Origin of the sequence: Streptomyces sp. NPDC056452 (genome assembly GCF_042796085.1) — a bacterium.
Taxonomy (GTDB): Bacteria; Actinomycetota; Actinomycetes; order Streptomycetales; family Streptomycetaceae; genus Streptomyces.
In genome coordinates, this window is record NZ_JBHTRI010000074.1 from 1 (window position 1) to 3265 (window position 3265).

Consider the following 3265-nt stretch of genomic DNA (forward strand, 5'->3'; position numbering starts at 1 on the left):
AACCACCCCCGACTGGAAAGCCGTCCACGGCACCCACCACACACCCCAGGTCCTCGACCTCCCCACCTACCCCTTCCAGCGCAAGCGCTACTGGCAGCCGAACGTGCCTGCCGCCACGGACATGGCGTCCGTCGGGCTCGGCGAGGTCGATCACCCGCTGCTCGGGGCCGCTGTCACTCGTCCTGACAGCGAGGAGCTGCTGTTCACGGGCCGGCTCTCGCTTCGCACCCACCCCTGGCTCGGCGACCACCGGGTACTGGACCGGGTACTGCTTCCCGGCACGGCATTCGTGGAGCTTGGGCTCCGAGCGGGTGGCGAGGCGCTGGCCGGTCACCTGGAGGAACTGACCCTGGAGGCCCCGCTGGTGCTTCCGGAGAGCGGCGCCGCGCCGCTCCATCTGGCAGTAGGCGTGCCGGACGAGACGGGGCGACGTTCCCTGACCGTCCACTCGCGGCTCGAAGGTGCGGAGTCCGAGCACGCATGGACCAGGCATGCCAGTGGTGTACTCGCGTCCGAGGACGGTCTTCCGGCCGGTACGGGGCTCACCGCGTGGCCACCGCCCGGAGCCGAGCAAGTCGATCTGACCGGTCGTTACGACGCTCTCGCGGAGCAAGGATTCGGTTACGGACCCGCATTCCAGGGACTGCGTGCGGTCTGGCGGCGGGGCAACGAGGTGTTCGCCGAGCTGTCACTCCCCGAGAGCCCGGTGGGAGACGCACAGGCCTTCGGTCTGCATCCGGCTCTCCTCGACTCGGCCCTGCACGCCATCGAACTCGGCGTGCTGCCCGGCACCGGGGAGCCACGGCTGCCCTTCTCGTGGAGCGGTGTCCGGCTGTACGCCCACGGCGCCTCCGCCGCGCGTGTCCGGCTGGCGCCTGCCGGCACCGACGCTGTGACCATCGAGGTCTGGGACACCAGCGGAGCGCCTGTGGCCTCAGTGGAATCCCTGGCTGTTCGCGCCGTGTCGGCCGACCAGATCAGCGCAGCGGGCGCCAGGACCCACGATGCTCTGTTCCGGGTGGAGTGGGTGCCGGCCACGACCGCAACCGGTCCGACGACCGAGGACATCGCCGGTGCCACCGTCGTTCAGCTCCCCACCGGAGAACCCGTCCACGACACAGTCCACACCGCACTCGCCCACGCCCAGCAGTGGCTGGCCGAAGACCGCCCCGACCACGAACGACTCGTCGTCGTCACCCACAACGCCATGGCCACCACCCCCGACGAAGACACCCACAACCTGCCAGGAGCCGCCGCCTGGGGACTCCTGCGCACCGCACAAACCGAAAACCCCGACCGCGTCATCCTCCTCGACCTCGACCACCCCACCAGCCTGGACGCACTGCTGCCATCCGTTCTGGCCTGCTCGGAGAACCAGCTCGCACTGCGCGACGGCAAACTGGTCACCCCACGACTCGCCCGTGTCACCTCGCCGGAGGCGTCCGAAGCGCCCTTCGATCCCGAGGGCACGGTTCTGATCACAGGCGCCACCGGAGCACTCGGCGGACTCCTCGCCCGCCACCTCATCACCCACCACGGCACGCGCCACCTCCTCCTCGTCAGCCGCCGAGGCAACAACGCCCCCGGAGCCCAACAACTCCACGACCAACTCACAAACCTCGGCGCCCACATCACCCTCGCCGCCTGCGACGTCACCGACCCAACCGCACTCGACAACCTCCTCGACACCATCCCCACCGCACACCCCCTCACCGCCGTCATCCACGCCGCAGGCATCCTCGACGACGGCATCTTCACCACCCTCACCCCCCAACGCGTCTCCACCGTCCTCAGCCCCAAAACCGACGCCGCCTGGAACCTCCACCAAGCAACCCGCCACCACAACCTCACCACCTTCGCCCTCTTCTCATCGATCCAGGGGCTGGTGGGTGGCGCCGGGCAGGCGAACTACGCCGCCGCGAACGCCTACTTGGACGCGCTGGCCCACCACCGCAGGAGCCTCGGGCTGCCCGCCGTATCGCTGGCCTGGGGTCCGTGGGCCGAGGGCGGCATGGCTGCGGCACTCAGCGAGGCCGGCCGCAACCGTTTCGCCAGGACCGGCATGGTGGCCATCACGCCGGACCGGGGCATGGAGCTGTTCGACACCGCACTGCGCCTCGACCTGGCCGGCGTCGTACCGCTGCCGCTCGACTCGGCGGCGCTCCGCGCCCGTGGCCCGGAACTCCCGCCGCTGATGCGCGGCCTGGTGCGCGCGCCGGTCCGCCGGGCCATGGCCGGGAACAGCACCGCCGCCACCGAGGCAGCCGGCCCGGCTCTGGCCCGACGACTCTCCGGCCTTTCGCCGGAGGACCAGGAGCAGTTGCTGACAGATCTGGTACGCGGCGAGGTGGCGGCCACCCTCGAGTACTCCGGTTCGGAGGCGGTCGACGGGCGCCGGGGCTTCAAGGAACTCGGCATCGACTCACTCACCGCCGTCGAACTGCGCAACCGCCTCAACAAGACCACCGGACTACGCCTCCCGGCCACCCTCGTCTTCGACTACCCCAGCCCCCTCGCCGTCGCCCAACTCCTGCGCACCGAACTCGACAACACGGCAGGTGCGGGCGCCCCGGCGGCATCATCCGCCGCCGACTCGACTGCGGACAGCGACATCCGAAGGCTGCTCACCACTCTGTCGGTCGACCGGCTCCGCGGTTCCGGCCTGTTGGAAGGGCTGTTGAAGCTCGCCGGCCCCGATGGCCACGGAGCCGGCGAAGCCTCCGGCAACGGCAGTGCCGAGAACGGCGCCGAAGCCGACATCGACATCGACATCGACGAACTGGACGTGGACGCCCTCGTCCAGATGGCTCGCGAGAGCCTCGGATCCTGAAGAGTCCTGGAGAAGGAACAGAATGAACAACACCTCGTCCGAAGCGGTCGTGGCAGCTCTGCGGAACTCCCTCAAGGAGACCAGCAGGCTCCGGCAGCAGAACGAAGACCTTCTCGCCGCCTCCCGTGAGCCGATCGCGATCGTCGGAATGAGTTGCCGCTACCCGGGGGGCGTCACCTCGCCCGAGGACCTGTGGGAATTGGTGGCGCAGGGTACGGACGCGGTGTCGCCCTTCCCCGTGGACCGTGGCTGGGATCTTGAGCGGCTGCACAGTACGGACCCCGACCAGCCCGGCACGTCGTACACACGCGAGGGCGGGTTCCTGCACGAGGCTGCCGAGTTCGATGCCGAGTTCTTCGGGATCTCGCCCCGTGAGGCACTCGCGATGGATCCGCAGCAGCGGCTGCTGCTCGAAGCCTCCTGGGAGGCCTTCGA

At 69.7% G+C, this 3265-nt stretch carries 2 protein-coding genes; both read left to right on the forward strand.

The window, feature by feature from the left end; genetic code table 11:
- A partial coding sequence (locus ACFQ6X_RS35115) for a type I polyketide synthase (protein WP_383188020.1) occupies window positions 1-2830 on the forward strand: 2830 nt, incomplete at its 5' end.
- Between the two features lie 49 nt (window positions 2831-2879).
- Window positions 2880-3265, forward strand: a 386-nt coding sequence (locus ACFQ6X_RS35120; protein WP_383188023.1) for a beta-ketoacyl synthase N-terminal-like domain-containing protein, incomplete at its 3' end; no start/stop codon positions are given.